Source organism: Pseudomonas rosaeacicularis (genome assembly GCF_057128745.1).
This window is the reverse complement of the sequence record NZ_JBSKHT010000020.1, coordinates 41109-61014: the sequence shown is the minus strand read 5'-3', so window position 1 is coordinate 61014 and position 19906 is coordinate 41109. Positions and strand designations below refer to the sequence as shown.

Genomic DNA, 19906 nt, shown 5'->3' with positions numbered 1-19906 from the left:
GCGTGCTCCAATCCCGATCAATGGGACTGCCGCACGCGTGCGCAACCCCGATCAATGGGAATGCCTTGGCTCGCCGCTTCTGGCAATCACCCGCAGATGCAGCGTCGCCGGTTCAAGGCAGCCGCCTGTGGATAACTGCCCCACCAGTTGCCGATACAACTCCTGCCACGGCGTTTGCGAAGGCGGCATGCTCGGTACGAAGCTCGCCCGCCGCTCGGCCATTTCCTCGTCCGACACCAGCACGTTCACGCTGCGATTGTTCAAGTCCACGCGCAGTCGGTCGTTGGTTTTCAGCAGCGCCAAGCCCCCACCGACCGCCGCTTCCGGAGACATATTAAGAATCGACGGGCTGGCCGAGGTCCCGCTTTGTCGGCCATCCCCAAGGCACGGCAGCGAATCGATGCCGCGCTTGATCAGCTCGGCGGGCGGGGCCATGTTCACCACCTCGGCGCTGCCCGGATAGCCCACGGTGCCTGCGCCACGAATCACCAGAATGCAGCGCTCGTCGATCTCCAGTGACGGGTCGTTGATGCGGGCGTGATAGTCCTCCGGCCCTTCGAACACAATCGCCCGCGCGTCGAAGCTGTTCTCGTTGCCAGGCTCCGACAGATAGGTTTTGCGAAACGCCTCGCCGACCACCGACATCTTCATGATCGCGCTGTCGAAAAAGTTGCCGCTGAGCACGATAAAGCCCGCGCGGTGCTTGAGCGGATCTTCGTACGGACGAATCACATCAGCATCGCTCGCCACAGCAGTGCGCACGATCTCACCAATGGTCTTGCCGGAAACCGACGCGCAGCCTTCGTGCAGCTTCCCGGCCTTTTGCAATTCATGCATGACAGCCGGCACGCCGCCTGCGCGGTGAAAACCTTCGCCCAGGTATTTGCCAGCGGGCATGCAATTCACCAGCAGCGGCACGTCTTCGCCGATCCGTTGCCAATCGTCCAGGCTCAACTCAATGCCCATGTGCCGGGCGATGGCGATCAGGTGCGGCGGACAGTTACTTGAAGCGCCCAGAGCCGAGGCCACGGCAATGGCGTTCTCGAAGGATTCGCGGGTCATGATCTGCGACGGGCGCATGTCTTCGTGGACCATGTCGCAAATGCGTTTGCCGGTGATATAGGCCATCTGCCCGCGCTCGCGATACGGCGCCGGGATGCTCGCGCAACCGGGCAGCGACATGCCCAGCGCTTCGGCCAGCGCGTTCATCGAAAGCGCAGTGCCCATGGTGTTGCAGTGGCCCACCGATGGCGACGCGGCAGTGGTCATTTCCATGAAGCCTTCGTAGTTGATCTCGCCGGCTGCCATCAGGTTGCGCGCATGCCACAACACCGTGCCTGAGCCAATCAGTTCGCCCTTGTGCCGACCGTCGAGCATCGGCCCGCCCGACAAGACGATCGACGGCAAGTCCGTGGTCGCCGCCGCCATCAGACAGGCCGGAGTGGTTTTGTCGCAACCGGTGGTCAGCACCACGCCGTCGAGGGGGTAGCCGTGCATGATTTCCACCAGGCCCAGATACGCCAGATTGCGATCCAGCGCGGCAGTAGGGCGGCGAGTCTGCTCGGCCATAGGGTGCACGGGAAACTCCATGGGAATCCCGCCCGCGTCACGAATCCCTTCCCTGACGCGCTTGGCCAATTCCAGGTGATGACGATTGCACGGCGCAAGGTCGCTGCCGGTTTGCGCGATGCCGATGATAGGCCTGCCGGACTGCAATTCTTCGCGGGTCAGACCGTAATTCATGTAGCGCTCGACGTAGAGCGCGGTCATGTCGGCGTGTTCGGGGTCGTCGAACCAGTTCTGGCTGCGCAGGCGGCGTTTTGGAAGGTCGGTCATGGCTCAGGTCTCTTGAGTATTAGCAGCCCTAGAGGCTGCTTATTTATATTTGTTACCGGTAACATTGCTCGTGCAAATTCATTTTGTAAACCGCTTTGTTGTGTTTTCAGCTGTGCTGTATCCCGCCGCCGGCAGGGTTGGCGCCATGTATAATCGCGAGCGCTTTATCTCTCCTTAGAAGGCACTCAATGAGTCTGGACGTCCCCGGCAGCAGCATTCCCGAGCAGCGTATCGCCGCACCGCGCATGGCTGACGTGGCGAAACTTGCGGGCGTGTCGAAGATGACAGTCTCCCGAGTGCTCGCCGGTCGCGAGGTCTCCGACAAAACCCGCGACAGCGTGATGGCCGCCATCGACAGCCTCGGATATCTGCCGGATGCGTCGGCGGGCACGCTGTCCAGCGGCCGTTCGGAATTCATCGTTGCGCTGGTGCCCTCGCTGGTCAGCTCCAACTTTGCTGACACTGTGCGCGGGCTCAACGATGTCGTGCGCGAGAAAGGCTTGTGCCTGTTGCTTGGCGATACCGATTACCACCTCGAACAGGAAGCGCTGCTGGTGCGCACGCTGCTGCGCCACCGCCCATTGGGTGTAATGCTCACTGGCGCCGCGCACCTGGACATCACGCGCAAGCTGCTGCATCAGGCGCAAGTGCCGGTTGTGGAAACCTGGGACCTGCCTGAGCAGCCCATTGATCAGGCAGTGGGGTTTTCCAACGCGCAAGCTGCCGCGGCGATGGTGGCGCATTTGCACCAGCGCGGTTATCGACGCATCGGCTACATCGGCGGCGCCTCCCCGCTGGATCATCGAGGTCAGCAGCGGCAGAGGGGTTATCTTCAAGCCGTCGCCGAACTGGTCCTGGGCGAGCCGCGCATGATCGAATACGGCGACTCGCCAATCACCATGAGTCATGGCGGCGAGTCGGTGCGCAGGTTGCTGGAAAAGTGGCCAGACACGGACGCGGTGATGTGCGTGAGCGATCTGTCAGCGTTCGGGGCGATCATGCAGTGTCATCGTCAGGGCCTTCGCGTGCCGCAGGACATCGCAGTGGCTGGCTTCGGCGATTTTGAAGTGTCGCGCTATTGCAACCCCACAATCAGCACTGTCGCGGTCGATCCTTACGGCATTGGTCGGCGCGCCGGAGAGCTGCTGATCGCCAGCGCCGATGCGCTGCGCTCGAGGACTGATCGACCAAAAGAAAGCATTGCCGTCGGTTATCAGGTGCTTGCTCGCGAAAGCACCTGATTGAGTCAGCTTTCAACGCGACAACAGATTCCGCGCCGCGAGGTTGCGCACCAGCGCGCCGACGCCAAAGGTCCACGGCTTGGCCTTGCTGCTGTGGGTCACCTGATTGTGCAGACTGCCAAGCAGGGGGCTGCTGATGCTCACCTGATCGCCCAGTTTGTGGGTGAAGCCGCCTCCGACGTTATCGCGGTCTTCGGTGGGCGCGAACAGAGTGCCCAGATACAACAGAAAACCGTCCGGGTACTGGTGGTTTTCGTTCAGCGTCTGGGCGGCCAGGTCTTCCGGGTCGCGGCTGATTTGTGACATCGAGCTTGAGCCCTTCATCACGTAGCCGTCTTCGCCTTTGACCTGCAGCTCGACCACGCAATTGCGCACATCATCCATGCTGAACGTCTCGTCGAACAGGCGAATAAACGGGCCGATGGCGCATGACGCGTTGTTGTCCTTGGCTTTGCTCAACAGCAGTGCGCTGCGACCTTCAAAGTCCCGCAGGTTGACGTCGTTGCCCAGGGTTGCGCCGTGAATCTGTCCGCGGCTGTTGACCGCCAGCACCACTTCAGGCTCAGGGTTGTTCCATTCGGATTTGGGGTGAATACCGATTTCACTGCCGGTGCCAACGGCGGCCAGTACCGGCGCTTTGGTGAAAATCTCGGCGTCCGGCCCGATGCCAACTTCCAGGTATTGCGACCACATCCCTTGTTCGATCAACAGCGCCTTGAGCTTGGTCGCCTGTTCGGAGCCCGGCTTGATGCTGCGCAGGTTGTCGCCAATTGCCGCGTGCACAATCGCGCGCACGCTTTCGGCTTTCGCCGGATCGCCGGCTGCCTGCTCCTCGATCACGCGCTCGATCATGCTGGCCGCGAAGGTAACGCCGGCGGCCTTGATCACTTGCAAATCGGCGGGGGCCAGCAGAAAGGGTTTGTTGAGGTCCGGATAAGTGCCGGAATTCGCCAGCAGGTCTTCGACGCTGCCGATCAATGTGCCCTGGATCTGGCGCACGGCCTGCAAGGGTGACTCGGTCTCGAGCAGCTCACTCAAGGTGGCGAAACGCTCGGATACGTCGAACACGCCGTCGGCGCGCAGCACCACCGCAGAAGGCCCGGCGACAATGCCCGGCACCCAGGCGCGACCAATCAGCGTGCCACTCAAACCGTCGGCAGGCAGGGAGTTTTCAGGAGTCAGTTGGAGGGGCATGGGCTAAGTCCTTGAGCTGAAATTCTTGTTATGGAAAGTTTCACGCTAATGACCGGACCCGATAAACTCCAATGACATCTGCTCAATTATCGATAACACTGGGTTATCGCTTGCTGAGGTCATCTTCGTGTCCGATATCTCCTTGCCGCACCTGTGCAACTGGCTTAAGTACAAGCATCTGATGCTGATCGACACGCTGGCACGCACCCGCAACATGCACCTCGCCGCGCAGCACATGAACCTCAGCCAGCCCGCCGTGAGCAAGATGCTTCGAGAGATAGAGAAACAGCTGGGCTTTGATTTGTTCGAGCGGCTGCCGCGTAATATGCCGCCCACAGCTTTGGGCGAACATGTGCTGCGCTACGCGCAGATCGCCCTGAATGACGCGAGTAAGTTCGTCGATCAAATCAGCAGCCTGCGCGAAGGTGGTCATGGTTTTTTGAGGGTCGGGGCGATTTTTGCGGCAACAGCCGTGGTGCTTCCGGACGCCATTGTGCAGATCAAGCAGCGCTGGCCGCTGCTGTCGATTGAGGTGGTGGAGCAGACCAGCGACCACCTGATGGAAATGCTTGAGGACAAAAAGCTCGACCTCGCCGTCGCCCGTTTCACCCATGAAAACCAACAGCAGATCTATGACTTCCGTGCGCTGGCGCCAGAACCGTTCTGCATGGTGGTCAACAGCCGGCACCCGCTGACGCAGCAAGACGAAACACCGCTGGAAGAACTGGGTAAATGGCCGTGGATCATGTACCCGATTGGCACGCCCATCCGTGCGCGAATGGAACAGGCGTTTGCCAAAGCGGGCATTGCCACGCCCAAGAACACCGTTGATACGATTTCGATGCAGACTTTTCTACAGGTCCTGCAGTCGGGACCGATGGTCGCTATGTTGCCGGAATCGATGGTCGGGCCGCATCTGGAGAGCGGTCTGCTGAAGATCCTCAATACCTCGTTGAAACTTGCCCCCCAGGACTACGGCATCCTCACGCGCAAGGGCGAGCCATTGCTCGGTGCGGCGTTGGAGTTTGCCGAGATCCTTTTTAAGAATGCACGGCTGGAGCGCGACGCGAAATCACTGTAGCAAGTAGACGGGGAATGCGGCATACCAGCGGCAGACTTATCACCTGACGACGCCGTCGGGCAGGCACTTTCCCGTGACAGCCAGGATGTGACGCTTACTTTCACCCTGATAACGCACCGTTATCATTCAATCGAAACATGTCATCGAGCAAGTCCCCACCGGCTCTGGATTAACCGGATTGTTACCGGTAACATAGCTAGTCACGCCACACTGTTTTACTCCCAATAAAAACAATCAGGCACCCACAGTGCCTAGGGATCTCACATGCAAACTGTTTCCCAGCGCCAACCCGGTGTCACGGGTGCGGGCGACCCCGGTTTTGAAAACCGGACCTATCGCAAAGTCATCCTGCGCATCCTTCCCGTCCTGCTGCTGTGTTACATGGCGGCCTATCTGGACCGCGTGAACATCGGTTTTGCCAAGCTCGACATGCTCAACGACCTGGGCTTTAGCAACACCGTCTACGCCCTTGGCGCGAGCGTGTTCTTCTGGGGTTATTTCTTGTTTGAGGTTCCGAGCAACCTGTTGCTGCATCGCTTCGGCGCGCGCTTCTGGATCGCCCGCATCATGCTCAGTTGGGCCGTGGTATCGATTGCCGTGGCCTTCACCGTGCCGCTGGCAGGTGTCTTCCACGTCCAGTCGGAAACCATGTTCTACATCCTGCGGTTCTTGCTCGGGATCTGCGAGGCGGGTTTCTTCCCCGGTGTGATTCTGTACCTCAACTACTGGTTTCCAACTCGCCGTCAAAGCCGGGTTATGTCGGGTTTTCTGATGGCCATGCCGATCAGTCTGACGCTGGGCGGCGTTTTGTCCGGCTGGCTGATGACCAAGATGCAAGGCGTACACGGCATGGCAGGCTGGCAGTGGATGCTGATCGTGGAGGGCATCCCGTCAGTGGTCATGGCGGTGGTGGTGATTTGCCTGCTGGCCGACAATATCGATAAGGCCAAATGGTTGTCACCGGCTGAGAGGGCAATGCTCAAGGCCAACTTGCAAACCGACAACAAAGGCAAGGCGACGAGCCTGCGTGAGGTGTTCTTAAATGGTCGTGTCTGGCTGCTGGTGCTGATTCTTCTGACGTTCAACACCGGCTTTTACGGCTTGGCATTCTGGATGCCTTCGATCATCAAAAGCGCCGGGGTTTCCAACCCGCTGGACATTGGCCTGCTGACCGCCATTCCCTACGGCATTGCCATTATCGCCATGACGCTCAACGCCCGTCACTCCAACAAGACCGGCGAGCGCCGTTTGCACGCGGCCATCCCCGCCTTCATTGGTGGGGTGGGGCTGATCCTCAGTGCCTATTTCGCCAACAGCGTCGTGCTGTCGATTATCTTCCTCAGCGTCTCGGCCTCCGGTGTGCTCAGCCTGATGCCGATCTACTGGACGCTGCCAGGCTCAGTGCTGTCGGGCGTCGCGGCCGCAGCGGGGATTGGCATGATCAACGCCATTGGCAATCTGTCAGGTTTTACTGGCTCGATGATCACGGCAGTGGCCGAGAACCTGACCGGCAACATCAACAATGGGACATACGTCCTTGGCGCCTGTTTATTCGTCAGTGGCACGTTGATTCTGTCGATACCCCGAGCAATGTTGGTAACCGGCGATAAGGTCGAGGACGACACCCACACTTCGGCGTCCGACGCTGCGCTTTCTCGGGGATAACTCATTACAACGCCTTTGAGACTGCCATCGCCGTACGCGATGGCAGCCTCGCCAATGCCTGATATACGGCTCTAGTCCTCACGCTTAACCTCGGTCGCAGATGATCTTCGTTCGACTTAAGTGAGAGGACTGAACATGAAAAACTTTCGAATCGGCCAAATCGTTCCCAGCTCCAACACCACGATGGAAACCGAAATCCCGGCGATGCTGACCTCGCGTTACTCGTTGTTCCCGGAAGAGCGTTTCACCTTCCACTCTTCGCGCATGCGCATGATGAAAGTCAGCCCCGAAGAACTGAAGAAAATGGACATCGACAGCGACCGTTGCGCGCTTGAATTGAGCGACGCGCGGGTGGATGTCATGGCCTACGCCTGTCTGGTGGCGATCATGTGTCAGGGGGCCGGTTACCACAAAGTGTCTCAGGACCGTCTGAGCAAAACCGTGCAGGACAACCAGGCGCCGACGCCGGTACTCAGCTCGGCGGGCGCATTGATCGACAGCCTGAACCTGATGAACTACAAAAAAGTCTCGATCATCACCCCGTACATGAAGCCGCTGACGCAACAGGTCATCGACTACATCGAAGCGGCGGGAATCGAGGTGGTGGATTCGATCAGCCTGGAAGTGTCCGACAACCTGGCCGTCGGTCGTCTGGACCCGATGGATCTGGTGGCCCACGCCGATCGATTGAACATCGGACAGGCTGATGGCGTTGTGTTGTCGTGCTGTGTGCAGATGCCGTCTTTGCCTGCGATCCAGGTCGTACAGGATCGCCTCGACAAACCGGTGTTGTCGGCGTCGGTCGCGACCGTTTACCAGATCCTCAAGACTCTGGGCCTCGAAGCCAAAGTGCCAAACGCCGGGCATCTTCTGTCGGGTAAATACTGAACTGAACGCACTTCTTTGTAGGAGCTGACGAGCAATGCGAGGCGGCGATGCGGTGTGTCAGACAGATCGCGATCGCAGCCTCGCGCTGCTCGTCAGCTCCTACATGATGTGTGTCGCGCGCAGGTGCGTGGGCGACGTGTAGGAGCGCGCTTGCCCGCGATTGCGGTATATCTGCAATAAATCTGTTGTCTGACGCACTGCTGTCGCGGGCAAGCGCGCGCCTACAGAAGCCGAGGTAATATGGCGGCCATTCACGCCAGCCCGTCCGGTATTCCTATGAAGCTCGACCCCGTCTCATTGCGCCTGTTCGTCAGCGTCATCGAAGAAGGCACCATCGCGGCCGCCGCCAAGCGCGAGCACATTGCGGCAGCGGCGGTGAGCAAGCGGCTCAGTGAGCTCGAAGAACTGCTCGACGCGCAGCTGCTGAACCGCACCAACAAAGGCATCACCGCCACCGACGCCGGCCTGTCATTGCTGTTCATGGCTCGCAGTGCGCTGAACAACCTCAACGAAATCGTCGTGCAGATGCGCGATTACTCCCACGGGCGTCGCGGCTCGGTGCATGTGCTGGCGAACATTTCCGCCGTCACGCAGTTCATGCCTGGCCTGATCAAATCATTCATGGATGTGTACCCGCTGATCAACATCGTGCTTGAAGAGCAGCGGAGTCTGGGCATCACCAAGGCCGTCGCTGAAAACCTTGCCGATGTCGGCATCTTCACCCGCTTGCCCCATGGCGCTTACATTGAAGTATTCCCGTTTCGCACAGACCGATTGGTATTGCTCGTACCTAACGGCCACCCCTTGGCTGACCGGGAAAGCATCAAGTTCAGCGACGCCCTGGACCATGAATTCGTCGCACTCAGAAGCGGCACGCACCTGAATTTCCAGCTGATCAAAGCCGCCAACGACCTCGGTCGCTCACTGAAAATCCGCATGGAAGTGTCGAGTTACGACGCCCTGTGTCTGATGGTTCAAGCAGGAGTTGGCATCGGCATCATGCCCCAAGGCAGCGCCGACATTTACAAAATGGATGGTGCTCGGGTGGTTGCACTGGATGAGGACTGGGCCAGCCGGGAGTTGACGTTGTGCGTGCGGTCCCGTGAAGGGTTGTCGACGGCGGCGGCGTTGTTTGTGGATCACCTTTTGGCGTCCCCCGCTCTGTAGGAGCGAATTTATTCGCGAGGCGGTGTGTCTGGCAGTAGATCCCTTAATGCCTGTTGTAAATCGTCGACCAAAAAAAACTCCCGATTCACCTCCGGCAATTCGGGGCGCTTCAAGACCAACACCGGCACCCCGCGCTCACGCGCCACTTCAAGCTTGGGCTCGGTGGCGCCGCTGCCGCTGTTCTTGCTGATCAGCACATCGATGTCGCGCTGCGCAAACAGCGCCCGCTCATCTTCCAGAAGAAACGGTCCACGAGCGCCGATCACTTCACAGCGCTCATTGCCGGGATAGCTGTCCAGCGCGCGCAGGGTCCAGAACTGATGCGACGGGATCTCACGCAAATGCTGCAACGGCTCGCGACCCAGCGTGAACAGCGGGCGCTTGAACGGCGCCAGCGCTGCGATCAATTCGTCCCAGTTTTCCACCTCGCGCCAATCATCGGCCCCACTCGCCACCCAGGCCGGACGCCGCAGCGCCCAACACGGGATGCCCGCCAGTTGTGCAGCGGTCGCGGCGTTCTGGCTGATCTGCGCGGCATACGGGTGCGTGGCGTCCACCAGCAAATCGATGCGCTCATCGCGCACGAAGTGCGCCAGCCCTTCAGCCCCACCGTAACCGCCGACCCGCACCTGACACGTGAGATCGGTGGGCACCCGCCCGACGCCCGCCAAGCTGTAAATGTGCTCTGGCCCCAACTGCCGCGCCATTGCCAGCGCCTCAGTCACGCCGCCCAACAGCAACAATCGCTTCATGCCGAGACCCCCGCGCGCCCGACGATGCCGCCCTGGCGGTCGATGGCGAACACTTCCACCTGAACCTGCGCAGGTACGACGCTGCGGGCGAAATTCAGCGCGTGCTGGCAAACGGCATCACCCAAGGCGATCCCCCGCGCGGCGGCCATCGCCAATGCCTGCTGACTGGTATTGGCACCCACAATGGCCGCTTGCAGCTCGGTATCGGCGCCGACTTCGGCAGCCCATTGCGCCAGCTGCGGCAGGTCGATGCTCGAATGCCGGCTGTGCAAATCCATGTGGCCTGCCGCCAGTTTGCTGATCTTGCCGAAGCCGCCGCACAGGCTGAGCTTGTCCACAGGCACTTTGCGCAGGTGCTTGAGCACGGCGCCGACGAAGTCACCCATCTCGATCAGGGCAATGTCGGGGATGTCATATACCGCGCGCATGGTGTCTTCGCTGGCGTTACCGGTGCAGGCGGCGATGTGCAGATACCCATTGGTTTTGGCGACGTCGATGCCCTGATGGATCGACGCGATATACGCCGCGCAGGAGAACGGCCGAACGATGCCGCTGGTGCCTAGAATCGACAGGCCACCCAGGATGCCGAGCCTGGGATTCATGGTCTTGAGCGCCAGTTCACCGCCGTTTTCAACGCAGGCCGTTACTTCAAAACCGCCTTGATAGCCGAACTCTTCGGCCAGTCCATCCAAATGCTCAATGATCATTTTGCGCGGGACGGGATTGATGGCGGGTTCGCCGACGCCCAACACCAGTCCCGGTCGGGTAACGGTCCCTACGCCGGGTCCGGCCAGAAACTTCACGCCTTTCCCGGCCATTAGCCTGACCTGCGAAAACACCAAAGCGCCGTGGGTAACGTCGGGATCATCGCCAGCGTCCTTGATCGTCCCGGCTTCGGCGCCGTCTGTGATCAAACGGCAAAATTCCAGTCGCATCTGCACTTGCTTGCCCTTGGGCAGCACTATCTGCACGGCGTCGTTGACCTCGCCGCCGAGCAACAAACGCGCCGCCGCCAGACTGGTTGCCGTGACGCAACTGCCGGTAGTCAAACCGCTGCGCAGCGGCGCAGGTTGTTCGGCGGTTTCTTCGCGCATCAGGGCTTGACCGTTTCCAGCAGCGTGATCGGCAATGCCTGACGCCAGGTGTCGAAATCGCCCAAGGGTTTGGTATGGGCCAGATGAATGCGCGTCAGCTCGCCGCCGTGGAGTTCGCGCCAGTTGACCAGCGCAGCCTCGCTTTGCAGGGTGACAGCGTTGGCGATCAGACGACCGCCTGAGCGCAGGTTCTGCCAGCAAATGTCCAGTACGCCGGGCCGGGTGACGCCGCCGCCAATGAAGATCGCGTCAGGTTGCTCAAGATCGGCCAAGGCCTGGGGCGCAGTCCCACGCACCAGTTGCAACCCCGGTACGCCCAGCGCATCCCGATTGAATTCGATCAATTGCTGGCGACCCTCATCGGCCTCGATGGCCAGCGCGCGACAGGTTGGGTGCGCGCGCATCCACTCGATGCCGATGGAGCCGCAGCCGGCGCCGACGTCCCACAGCAATTCGCCCGGCTTGGGGGCAAGGCGAGCGAGGGTCATGGCGCGTATGTCGCGTTTGGTCAGTTGGCCGTCGTGCTCGAAAGCCTCATCGGGCAGGCCGGCAAGGGTCGAAAGACGCAGCACATTGGCGTCGGCGCGGCAGTCGATGGCGACCAGATTCAAGGCAGCGGTTTCGGGATTGCCCCATTCGCTGGCGATGCCATCAACGCGTCTTTCGGCATCGCCGCCCAAGTGTTCCAGCACGCTCATGTGGCTGGGGCCAAAACCGCGCTCGCGCAGCAGGCCGGCAATCGCGGCAGGGCTTGTGCCGTCGTTGCTCAGCACCAGCAAACGTACGCCGTGGTGAAACTGCGCATTCAGCGCCGCCAGCGGCCGCGCAACGACAGACAGCGTGACCACATCCTGCAACGCCCAGCCCATGCGCGCTGCCGCCAGTGAAAAAGACGAGGGCGCCGGGTGCACGAGCATTTCATCGAACGGCACCTGACGCGCAAGGCTTACGCCCACGCCGAACAGCATCGGATCACCGCTGGCCAGCACGCAGACAGGTGCGCCACGCTGCTCAAGCACCGGGTGTAGCGAAAACGGACTCGGCCAATGACGACGCGCCGCTTGAATGCACGGCGGCAAAAGCGCCAGCTGACGCGAACTGCCGAACACTTGCTGCGCTTTTAGCAGCGCATGACGTGCGTTCTTTCCCAGCCCCTTGTAGCCGTCTTCACCGATTCCCACGACTGTCAGCCACGGCGACATGCACTTTCCTCAATCGAACTTCCGACAGACCGGCTTTTCATGCCTGCGGACAAAGCAGGCATAATACCGCGCCCACGGGGCACAAGTGTTTCTTCACGTTTCCAGCCAGCCTTCAATCAGGTGATCCATTGTCCGAGCCGCTCCACGCTCGCCCGCTTTCAACGCCATTACGCCCCTCGGCCTGTCCGGGGTTGTTGCGTATCGTGCCGGCGTTGGATGGCGGGATCTGCCGGATCAAACTGGCGGGGGGCGTTATCACCACAGCCCAGGCCAACGCCGTGGCCCAGGCCGCCGAGCGCTACGCCAGTGGCGTGATCGAAGCGACCAATCGCGGCAATCTTCAGATTCGAGGGATTGGCGCTGACCATCAGGGTTTGATCGCTACCTTGCTCGATGCCGGGCTGGGCCCGAGTAACCCGGCCAGTGATGACGTGCGCAACCTGATGCTCAGCCCCACCGCCGGGGTCGATGCGCAGCAGTTGTTCGACACGCGACCGTTGGCGCGGCAAATGCTGCATTCGCTGGAAAACCACCCAGGTTTTCACGACCTGTCACCCAAATTCGCGCTGTCGCTGGACGGCGGTGAAGGGCTGGTGATGCTTGAGCACCCCCATGACCTGTGGCTGTCAGCGATAGACGTCAACAGTGAAACGCTGCTGGCATTCGGACTGGCAGGCTGCCCGGCACAGGACTCGCCTGTTGGCGCAGTGCCGCTGGATCAGGCTCACGAGCTTGTGATCGCGGTGCTTGAGCTGTTTCTTGAATCCGCGCGCCCTGAGCAGACCCGCATGCGTCACCTGCTGGCGGAAATGCCGACCCAGACATTTGTCCAGCAACTGTCGGCCCGGCTTAAAACGCCGCTGCGAACCGCGCAAAGCATCACCTCATGGCGGCGTCAGCCGACAAAACCGAACGGCCACATCGGCATTTATCCACAGGCCGAAAGTGAGCGGGTGGCGATTGGTGCGGTAGTGCCACTGGGACGTCTCAGCCCATCGATGCTGACTCAAGCGGCACGCCTCGCAGAGCAGCTGGGCGATGGCACCCTGACGATGACGCCCTGGCAAAGCCTGATGCTGCGCAACGTCGCCAGCAAAGATGCCGACCAAGCGCTCAGCGGTTTGCAAGACGCAGGTTTGATTGTCAGCGCCGACCAGCCGCTGGCGCAGATGATCGCCTGCACCGGAAGCGCCGCCTGCGCAAAAGGCTTGGCCGACACTAAGTCCGATGCACTCAAACTCGCGGCTCATCTGCAATCAAGTCAGCCGGTTCATCTGACCGGTTGCGTGCGTTCCTGCGCTGCTGCGCATATCGCGCCAGTGACCTTGCTCGCCGTGTCCGACGGCCATTACGACCTCTATTTTCGCCACGCAGATCAGCCGGGTTTCGGCGAGTTGCGTGGGCGTGACCTCACTATTGAAGCAGTCGGCGCGCAGTTGAACGCCGGCTCACGGAGCAACACCGATGATTGATTACATCCGCGACGGCCAGGAGATTTATCGCAACTCCTTCGCGATCATTCGTGCCGAAGCCAAGCTCGACACGATTCCGGCCGACCTGGAAAAACTCGCCGTGCGGGTGATTCACGCCTGCGGCATGGTCGATGCCATCGCCGGCTTGCGTTACTCGCCGGGTGCAGGCAAGGCCGGGCGTGACGCGTTGGCCGCCGGTGCGCCGATTCTGTGCGACGCGCGGATGGTGTCCGAAGGGGTAACGCGCACGCGTTTGCCGGCCAACAATCAGGTGATCTGCACCCTACGTGACAGCAGCGTTCCGGATTTGGCCCGCGAGCTGGGCAATACCCGTTCTGCTGCCGCGCTTGAGCTGTGGCGGCCGCATCTGGAAGGCAGCGTGGTAGTGATCGGCAACGCACCGACTGCGCTGTTCTATCTGCTGGAAATGCTCGACGCAGGCGCGCCAAAGCCCGCGCTGATCCTGGGCTTTCCGGTCGGCTTCGTCGGCGCCGCCGAGTCAAAAGACATGCTCGCCGCTGACAGCCGGGGCGTGCCGTACGTGGTCATGCAAGGCCGTCTCGGCGGCAGCGCTATGGCCGCCGCCGCCGTAAACGCGCTGGCCACGGAGGTCGAATGATGCAGCCTCGCGGTCGTTTGATTGGCCTGGGCGTCGGCCCCGGCGACCCGGAACTGATCACCGTCAAAGCGCTGCGCCTGCTGCGTGAATCCCCCGTGGTGGCGTATTTCGTGGCCAAGGGCAAAAAGGGCAACGCGTTCGGCATCATCGAAGCGCATTTGCAGGATGCGCAAACGCTGATGCCGCTGATTTACCCGGTGACCACCGAGGCGCTGCCGGCGCCGATGTCCTACGAGCAAGTGATCAGCGATTTCTACGATACCTGTAGCGAGGATGTGGCAGCGCACCTGGACGCCGGACGTGACGTGGCGGTGATCTGCGAAGGCGATCCAATGTTCTACGGCTCCTATATGTATCTGCACGATCGTCTGTCCGAGCGCTATGAAGCCCAAGTTATTCCGGGTGTGTGCTCGATGCTGGGCGGGGCGTCAGTGCTGGGCGCGCCACTGGTCTATCGCAATCAGAGCCTGTCGGTGCTGTCGGGCGTACTGTCGGCTGAAGAGCTGAAACGCAAGCTGGTGGATGCCGATGCGGCGGTCATCATGAAGCTGGGGCGCAACTTGCCGAAGGTGCGTCAGGTGCTGGTAGAAACCGGCCTGGCGGATCGCGCGCTGTACGTCGAACGCGCGACCATGGCCAACCAGAAAATCGTACCGTTGGCCGAGGTCGATCCGATGTCGTCGCCGTATTTCTCGCTGATTATCGTGCCCGGCGAGCGGTGGCAGGGCTGATGAGCACGTCCAATTTGAAAGCCCCGGCCATTATCATTCTGGGCAAAGGTGCGCTGGCGACGGCGCTGCGGATTCAGCAGCTGTATCCGGACGCGCTGATTCACGGCCTGGCCGAACGCGTCGAGGGCGCGGACCGCATCTATAGCGAGTTCGGCGCCACGTTGCGTCAGCTGTATCAACAGGACACGCCGATCATCGCCCTGTGCGCGGCCGGCATTGTCATCCGAACGCTGGCGCCGCTGTTGCTGGAGAAGGGCGCTGAACCGCCGGTGCTGGCCGTTGCAGAAGATGGCAGCGCGGTGGTGCCGTTGCTCGGCGGTCTGGGCGGCGTCAATGTCATGGCCCGCGAGATTGCGGCGGGCCTTGAGGTCGCTGCGGCGATTACCACCAGCGGCGAACTGCGTTTTGGCACCTGCCTGCTCAATCCGCCCGCAGGTTACGCGTTGGGTGATCTGGAACTGGGCAAGCGCTTCGTCTCGGATTTGCTATCCGGCGAAAGCGTTCGCATTGAAGGTGCCGCGCCGTGGCTCGATCAGGCGCAGTTGCCCGAGGACGATCACGCGCAGCTGGCGATCCATGTGGGCAACGCCGAACGCGAGCCTTCTCCCCACGAATTGCTGATCTACCCGCGCAATGTACTGGTGGCGGTAGATGCGGCGCTGCCTGAATTGGCACATGCGGTGCGCGGCGCGTTGCACGAGGCGCGCATTGCCGTTCAGTCGCTCGCTTGCCTGTTGGCCAGCGATACCGAAATGGCGAACCCTGCACTGCACGCTGCGGCGGTGCAGTTGAGCGTGCCGTTGCGTTTTGTTGATGCCTCGTCTGATGTTGGCGAAATGGCTGAGCGCGCTCTGCCGCAACTGTCCCAGCCGATCAGAGGGGGCGAAGGCATTGCAATCGTCCTGGCGCCGCGGCCACTGGAGGTCGATCAGATCGGTCGTGGGCGAGGGCGGCTGGCGGTCATTGGTCTGGGCCCCGGCGCCAGAGACTTCATGATTCCGGCTGTCAAAGCCGAGCTGGCGCGCGCCAACGATGTGCTGGGTTACGAAACCTATGTGCGCATGGCCGGGCCGTTTCGTCCTGATCAGGTGCTGCATTGCACCGACAATCGCGAAGAAATGCAGCGCGCGCGGCATGCATTCGAACTGGCTGCACAAGGTCGTTCGGTGGTGGTGGTTTCGTCTGGCGATCCGGGCGTGTTTGCCATGGCGGCAGCGGTGCTTGAGGCCTTGCACGAATCCGACAACGCCCAATGGCATGCCGTCGATCTGGAGATTTTGCCGGGGGTTTCAGCGTCGCTCGCTACGGCCGCACAGGCCGGTGCGCCGCTGGGCCATGACTTCTGCGTGATGTCGCTATCGGATAACCTCAAGCCTTGGGACATCATCGAAAAGCGTCTGGACCTCGCCTGTCAGGCCGACCTTGCCTTGGCCTTCTACAACCCGATTTCACGTTCGCGCCCTTGGCAATTGGGTCGTGCGCTGGAGATCGTGCGTCAACACCGCACGCCGCAAACGGTGGTGACTCTGGGCCGCGACATTGGGCGTCCGGGTCAATCCCTGCGTGTCATTACCTTGGGCGAACTGACACCGGAGCAGGTTGATATGCGCACGATGGTGCTGATCGGCTCATCGCTCACTTGCAGCTTTGCGCGTGCCGACGGCGGTCTTTGGGCGTACACGCCTCGCTGGTACGGAGCCCGACCCCAGCAGTAATCCCTGCGACATCGGCTTTTTGCTCTCACTTCCGGTGGCACGCAAAAGGCCGGCACGGCTCTGATCTTCCCCCAGTCGCCGTAGGACGCGTCCGCGAATTCGGAGGTTTTCGGATATTTCTCTGCGCGATTGTGCACGGGGACTTACTTGCTGTTGAAATGCCCAAGACTATTTATCTGTAGGAAAACTTCTTTGTTATAAGGCGAGTTATCGGGCAGCCGTTATTTGACGGCGTTTGCCTGGGTGGAACGAGCAGGGTTTGCCGGGCTACATTTTGCGGTTCTATAAAATTTACAGGATGGCGGAGATGACTCGGTCGCCTATTCAGGGGTAGACGTCATTAAAGATGTTCGTTAGGTTTTATAGCGTCCGGATGGACAAACTAATTATTTAAAAGGACTTACCACATGAATGAACATGCAAATTACATCATGTCCCGTGACGAGCGCAGGGCGCTTGTTGGTGAAATGGGCGACAAGATCAACATCCCGGATCCGGTCGCCAGTGCAGTCGGTAATCCTCGTTTAGCGCGCTCGTTAGTACTGGATCCCAAGGATAAGGAAGCGTCGGTCGTAGGCAGGCAGATCGTGGCCTTTCTGGCGGGTATGGCGCGTGAAAACAAGACTGCAATCAAGCGTTCCTTGCTGTTTGCCGAAGCCGCGGCCGATGCTTCGTTCAATGCAAAAGCACACCCTGAGAAGTGGTTCAGCGAATTTACCAGGGGCATGTCCACATGTGGCTGGGCACGCACTGGCGAGGGCTATACCAAATACCACGCCCGAGAACAGCGCTTCACGATGGATGAGCTGGGCGTCAAGTTTCTTTCCACTGCGATCGCTGCTCTGGCCGGTCCCGGTCAGGCGGCTGCGCTGCTAAGTGGCATTGCAACCGAAGCCATCAGCGCTCTGAAGTCGCAACAGGGGCCGCTACGGGTATTTGAGCGCAACGCCAATGCGCACAACGGGTCTGATTTCGGCATCGGCTCGGCGCTCGAGTCCGATGGGGATGTATACATGGCATTGGGCAGCGCAGCGCTTAACTCCTCGTATAGCAGGGACAATTTTCTGTTCTGGGAGTGGCAGGCGCAGGACGTCAGTATTTTCAAGGCGAGCACCTTCTGGATACTGGATCTCGATGCCTATGACGACATCAAAGACGCTATCAAAGACGCGCTGGGTGAACGGGCGCGCAAGTATATTGCCGAACTGAAGTTTTAATCACGTCGGGAGTTACATTTGGAATGTAACTCCCCTTCAATATTTCCAGAGTCGAATGATCATGAGCAATGGATTGCAAAGTGTCTATCAAAGCGCCGGCAATTTAATTGCCTTTGCGCCCAGTCTCGAAACTTCACAGCTAAATGATGTGCTGGTGTCGGAGTTGTGCGCACAACTGGTCGCGCAGAGAGCGGTTAACGAACGTTTATCGGGAGATGACTGGACTGAACTTTATCTAGGAGCGCTTAAACAGTTTGCGTGGAGCATTTTGCATCGTAACCAATACCGTATTGGCGGCGGTGCGCTTGACGGTGTTACGCCTTGGGATGAAGTGTTAAAACAGTTTGCTCAGATGCGTGACATGAGCACTGGCTGTCTTGCACAAGCAGTGGAGCAGGCCATGTCATTGCTGCAACGCTCGGACCCAGGTTCGCCGGCGCTCACGGCAAGGCATGGCGACCCTGCCAATGGGCACCTTCACGTGTTCCATTTCAGCGCTGTGGATGCAGACGCCATCTTGCACAGTGTGCGGATATCGTTTCTCAGCCTTGAGGCGCAAACGCCCGCGTCGATCCTGCATCCTTTCAAAGCCAATCAGGTGTTGGGCAATGTCGAGATTCTCGCTTTCAACGCGGAACTCTCTGACATCGGGTACGACGACTATCGGGACGGATTGAAGGAAAAACTCGGTGAAAAAGCGCAAGAGCTTATCGTCCGGTTGCAGGTGAACGTCAATGAGTAGTGAGATCGCAAACAACGTTGTAGCCGGCACTAATCTGGTGTCATTCCTGTCGGGCTTCTCGCGGCAGGAGAAAAGCGATGTCTTGAAAGTCCTGCGCTTTGCCGATTACTTCGCCAGTGCCACGTGGCGTCGTCAGGATGCCTGGCTGAGCTGGATGATGTATTACCGTGCTCAGCTGCAAAAATTCGGCTGCACGCCCGGCGCTCAGGTTTTCATGGACCCGATCGTGGTCAGCGAGCCAGCTGAACTGGATCGGATCGTCTATACGATCAAAGGGCTGTCCGGCGTTGACCGTCTGGTGGAGGAAGTCGCGCGGGGTTTCAGATCAATGCGCATCAATGAATACGCCCGGGTGTTCTTTCAGCAGGGGCGCGGCGAGGGCACGCTAAGCACGTTTCAATCCGTACCCTGTGAACGCAATAGCGCAGGGCAGATTCAGATACTGATGATCGGGGTGCATGCCAACGCCTATGCCTCCAGCGATATTTTCGGACTTACTGAAATCACCAAGCGTGACATGGTCGTGAGGCTGACGGGCGGCATCTATACGTTCGATGCCAAGGCGTTCGCTCCGCACCGCGACTATCTGCGCAGTCGACTCCAGGGCAATGCTCGACTAGCCATTCAGAACCTGCGGTTCTGACAGCTCCAGCCGTGCAAGCTACTGAATCAAGTAGCCTCTGATCCCGGTAAAGATGATTTGCGCAGCCAGTGCGCAGACGAATAGCCCCATCAGGCGGCTGGCGATCTGCAGGCCTTGATCGCCAAGAATTCGTTCGATGCTGTTGGACAGATACAGCACAACGCCAACCGTGAGGCTAGCTAATGCAATGCTGACAATGGCAGTGAGCTTGTCGTCCCAATGTGGCTGGCTGACACCCATGACCAACAGCGCACCAATGGTGCCGGGCCCCACGGTCAACGGGATGGTCAGCGGTACGATGGTTACATCCTGCTGGACGTTATCGGTCTGGACCGCCGACTTGCCTTGCGCCATGGCCAGCGCCGAGATGAACAGCACGCTGCCGGCGCCAATTCTGAAAGCGTCGGCAGTGATGCCGAACACGCTGAAAATCACTCTTCCGAACAGATAGAGCAAGACGCTGGAGATCAGGGTTGCCAGCGCAACTTTCCAGGCGAGGTGCCGACGCTCCTTGCGCGAATAGCCGCGGGTCAGGCTGATGAAGCAGGACAGGACAAAAAACGGGCTATACAACACCAACATCTTCAAATAAACGCTGAACAACACGTGGAGCATGGGATTGAGCTCGCGGCAGCAGGGAGTGGACG

18 protein-coding genes are annotated in these 19906 nt (G+C 60.1%); 12 read left to right on the top strand and 6 right to left on the bottom strand.

Features of this window, described 5'->3' with window-relative positions:
- Positions 1-51: 51 nt before the first annotated feature.
- Positions 52-1836: an IlvD/Edd family dehydratase gene (locus ACWKWM_RS24040; RefSeq protein ID WP_483848543.1), complete on the bottom strand. Its 1785-nt coding sequence runs from the start codon at positions 1834-1836 to the stop codon at positions 52-54.
- Positions 1837-2024: 188 nt separating this feature from the next.
- Here ACWKWM_RS24040 and ACWKWM_RS24035 point away from each other — a divergent pair, with 188 nt between their 5' ends.
- A complete protein-coding gene (locus ACWKWM_RS24035) occupies positions 2025-3077 on the top strand; it encodes a LacI family DNA-binding transcriptional regulator (RefSeq protein ID WP_483848542.1) in 1053 nt (350 codons plus the stop codon).
- A 12-nt stretch (positions 3078-3089) separates the two neighbouring features.
- Here the strand turns inward: ACWKWM_RS24035 and ACWKWM_RS24030 are convergent, their stop codons facing one another.
- A complete protein-coding gene (locus ACWKWM_RS24030) occupies positions 3090-4271 on the bottom strand; it encodes a fumarylacetoacetate hydrolase family protein (RefSeq protein ID WP_483848541.1) in 1182 nt (393 codons plus the stop codon).
- A 181-nt stretch (positions 4272-4452) separates the two neighbouring features.
- Between ACWKWM_RS24030 and ACWKWM_RS24025 the strand changes: the two genes are divergently transcribed.
- The 4 genes from ACWKWM_RS24025 to ACWKWM_RS24010 all read left to right on the top strand — a co-directional run bounded on the left by ACWKWM_RS24025 (position 4453) and on the right by ACWKWM_RS24010 (position 9072).
- Entirely contained in the window at positions 4453-5352 is a 900-nt protein-coding gene (locus tag ACWKWM_RS24025) for a LysR family transcriptional regulator (protein WP_483848580.1), read from the top strand.
- 264 nt (positions 5353-5616) lie between these two features.
- Positions 5617-7017: an MFS transporter gene (locus tag ACWKWM_RS24020; protein WP_483848540.1), complete on the top strand. Its 1401-nt coding sequence runs from the start codon at positions 5617-5619 to the stop codon at positions 7015-7017.
- Between the two features lie 135 nt (positions 7018-7152).
- Positions 7153-7905: a maleate cis-trans isomerase family protein gene (locus tag ACWKWM_RS24015; protein ID WP_483848539.1), complete on the top strand. Its 753-nt coding sequence runs from the start codon at positions 7153-7155 to the stop codon at positions 7903-7905.
- A gap of 240 nt (positions 7906-8145) precedes the next feature.
- Positions 8146-9072: a LysR family transcriptional regulator gene (locus ACWKWM_RS24010; protein WP_483848538.1), complete on the top strand. Its 927-nt coding sequence runs from the start codon at positions 8146-8148 to the stop codon at positions 9070-9072.
- An 8-nt stretch (positions 9073-9080) separates the two neighbouring features.
- Here the strand turns inward: ACWKWM_RS24010 and ACWKWM_RS24005 are convergent, their stop codons facing one another.
- From ACWKWM_RS24005 to cbiE, 3 genes are read right to left on the bottom strand one after another with little or no spacing between them, the layout of a single operon-like run.
- Positions 9081-9824, bottom strand: a complete 744-nt coding sequence (locus ACWKWM_RS24005) for a cobalt-precorrin-6A reductase (protein WP_483848537.1) — start codon at positions 9822-9824, stop codon at positions 9081-9083.
- Positions 9821-10918, bottom strand: a complete 1098-nt coding sequence (locus ACWKWM_RS24000; protein WP_483848536.1) for a cobalt-precorrin-5B (C(1))-methyltransferase — start codon at positions 10916-10918, stop codon at positions 9821-9823. The genes ACWKWM_RS24005 and ACWKWM_RS24000 overlap by 4 nt, the downstream gene beginning before the upstream one ends.
- Entirely contained in the window at positions 10918-12120 is a 1203-nt protein-coding gene (gene cbiE / locus ACWKWM_RS23995) for a precorrin-6y C5,15-methyltransferase (decarboxylating) subunit CbiE (RefSeq protein ID WP_483848535.1), read from the bottom strand. The genes ACWKWM_RS24000 and cbiE overlap by 1 nt, the downstream gene beginning before the upstream one ends.
- Positions 12121-12248: 128 nt before the next feature.
- Here cbiE and cobG point away from each other — a divergent pair, with 128 nt between their 5' ends.
- From cobG to ACWKWM_RS23960, 7 genes are all read left to right on the top strand, one after another.
- Complete coding sequence (gene cobG, locus ACWKWM_RS23990) at positions 12249-13592, top strand: precorrin-3B synthase (protein WP_483848534.1); 1344 nt, start codon at positions 12249-12251, stop codon at positions 13590-13592.
- Positions 13585-14211, top strand: a complete 627-nt coding sequence (locus tag ACWKWM_RS23985; protein ID WP_483848533.1) for a precorrin-8X methylmutase — start codon at positions 13585-13587, stop codon at positions 14209-14211. Before cobG ends, ACWKWM_RS23985 begins: the two co-directional genes overlap by 8 nt.
- Positions 14211-14942 (top strand): precorrin-2 C(20)-methyltransferase, encoded by a 732-nt coding sequence (locus tag ACWKWM_RS23980; RefSeq protein WP_483848579.1) that lies wholly within the window; start codon positions 14211-14213, stop codon positions 14940-14942. The genes ACWKWM_RS23985 and ACWKWM_RS23980 overlap by 1 nt, the downstream gene beginning before the upstream one ends.
- Positions 14942-16657: a precorrin-3B C(17)-methyltransferase gene (gene cobJ, locus ACWKWM_RS23975; RefSeq protein ID WP_483848532.1), complete on the top strand. Its 1716-nt coding sequence runs from the start codon at positions 14942-14944 to the stop codon at positions 16655-16657. Before ACWKWM_RS23980 ends, cobJ begins: the two co-directional genes overlap by 1 nt.
- Before the next feature lie 407 nt (positions 16658-17064).
- Positions 17065-17874, top strand: a complete 810-nt coding sequence (locus ACWKWM_RS23970) for a hypothetical protein (RefSeq protein ID WP_483848531.1) — start codon at positions 17065-17067, stop codon at positions 17872-17874.
- A 61-nt stretch (positions 17875-17935) separates the two neighbouring features.
- A complete protein-coding gene (locus ACWKWM_RS23965; protein ID WP_483848530.1) occupies positions 17936-18616 on the top strand; it encodes a hypothetical protein in 681 nt (226 codons plus the stop codon).
- Positions 18609-19259: a hypothetical protein gene (locus ACWKWM_RS23960; protein WP_483848529.1), complete on the top strand. Its 651-nt coding sequence runs from the start codon at positions 18609-18611 to the stop codon at positions 19257-19259. Before ACWKWM_RS23965 ends, ACWKWM_RS23960 begins: the two co-directional genes overlap by 8 nt.
- Positions 19260-19277: 18 nt before the next feature.
- Here the strand turns inward: ACWKWM_RS23960 and ACWKWM_RS23955 are convergent, their stop codons facing one another.
- Positions 19278-19874, bottom strand: a complete 597-nt coding sequence (locus ACWKWM_RS23955) for a MarC family protein (RefSeq protein ID WP_483848528.1) — start codon at positions 19872-19874, stop codon at positions 19278-19280.
- Positions 19875-19906 lie beyond the last annotated feature (32 nt).

Coding starts and splice junctions, on each gene's coding strand:
- ACWKWM_RS24040 (WP_483848543.1), bottom strand. CDS start 1,836: ATGACCGACCTTCCAAAACGCCGCCTGCGCAGCCAGAACTGGTTCGAC.
- ACWKWM_RS24035 (WP_483848542.1), top strand. CDS start 2,025: ATGAGTCTGGACGTCCCCGGCAGCAGCATTCCCGAGCAGCGTATCGCC.
- ACWKWM_RS24030 (WP_483848541.1), bottom strand. CDS start 4,271: ATGCCCCTCCAACTGACTCCTGAAAACTCCCTGCCTGCCGACGGTTTG.
- ACWKWM_RS24025 (WP_483848580.1), top strand. CDS start 4,453: ATGCTGATCGACACGCTGGCACGCACCCGCAACATGCACCTCGCCGCG.
- ACWKWM_RS24020 (WP_483848540.1), top strand. CDS start 5,617: ATGCAAACTGTTTCCCAGCGCCAACCCGGTGTCACGGGTGCGGGCGAC.
- ACWKWM_RS24015 (WP_483848539.1), top strand. CDS start 7,153: ATGAAAAACTTTCGAATCGGCCAAATCGTTCCCAGCTCCAACACCACG.
- ACWKWM_RS24010 (WP_483848538.1), top strand. CDS start 8,146: ATGGCGGCCATTCACGCCAGCCCGTCCGGTATTCCTATGAAGCTCGAC.
- ACWKWM_RS24005 (WP_483848537.1), bottom strand. CDS start 9,824: ATGAAGCGATTGTTGCTGTTGGGCGGCGTGACTGAGGCGCTGGCAATG.
- ACWKWM_RS24000 (WP_483848536.1), bottom strand. CDS start 10,918: ATGCGCGAAGAAACCGCCGAACAACCTGCGCCGCTGCGCAGCGGTTTG.
- cbiE (WP_483848535.1), bottom strand. CDS start 12,120: ATGTCGCCGTGGCTGACAGTCGTGGGAATCGGTGAAGACGGCTACAAG.
- ACWKWM_RS23985 (WP_483848533.1), top strand. CDS start 13,585: ATGATTGATTACATCCGCGACGGCCAGGAGATTTATCGCAACTCCTTC.
- ACWKWM_RS23980 (WP_483848579.1), top strand. CDS start 14,211: ATGCAGCCTCGCGGTCGTTTGATTGGCCTGGGCGTCGGCCCCGGCGAC.
- cobJ (WP_483848532.1), top strand. CDS start 14,942: ATGAGCACGTCCAATTTGAAAGCCCCGGCCATTATCATTCTGGGCAAA.
- ACWKWM_RS23970 (WP_483848531.1), top strand. CDS start 17,065: ATGAATGAACATGCAAATTACATCATGTCCCGTGACGAGCGCAGGGCG.
- ACWKWM_RS23965 (WP_483848530.1), top strand. CDS start 17,936: ATGAGCAATGGATTGCAAAGTGTCTATCAAAGCGCCGGCAATTTAATT.
- ACWKWM_RS23960 (WP_483848529.1), top strand. CDS start 18,609: ATGAGTAGTGAGATCGCAAACAACGTTGTAGCCGGCACTAATCTGGTG.
- ACWKWM_RS23955 (WP_483848528.1), bottom strand. CDS start 19,874: ATGCTCCACGTGTTGTTCAGCGTTTATTTGAAGATGTTGGTGTTGTAT.